The 373-nt window shown below is 44.0% G+C and carries 1 protein-coding gene; it reads left to right on the forward strand.

What is annotated here, in order from left to right; translation table 11 throughout:
* On the forward strand, positions 1 to 279 hold a 279-nt coding region (locus H5200_RS23515), incomplete at its 5' end, for a BTB/POZ domain-containing protein (protein WP_404936388.1).
* Positions 280 to 373: the final 94 nt, after the last annotated feature.

Below are 373 nucleotides of genomic sequence, written 5' to 3' on the forward strand. Positions count from 1 at the left end.
TATACCCACCAAGTTGTTGAGTTACAGCTCAGTGGACGGCGTCACCCCGAGCACGCTTATCGCGCCTGTTTAGGGGTGTTAAGTTTAGCTAAAATCTATTCAAAAGAGCGGCTTGAGCAAGCGTGCTATCGCGCAATCATAATGAATACGACCACACTTAAATCAATAAAGCAGATGCTGAAGAAAGGGTTGGATCAACAACCGTTACCCACACAGCAAACAGAGCCAGAAAAGCCAATTACACATAGCAACATACGTGGCACAGATTATTACCATTAAGGAATGCAAACATGATAGACACCATTAACCAGCAACTTCAACTACTCAAGTTATCCGGTATAAAGCAAGCACTCAAGCAACAGCTTGAACAGCC

The organism is Pseudoalteromonas sp. SG43-7 (assembly GCF_014164295.1).
Taxonomy (GTDB): Bacteria; Pseudomonadota; Gammaproteobacteria; order Enterobacterales; family Alteromonadaceae; genus Pseudoalteromonas; species Pseudoalteromonas rhizosphaerae.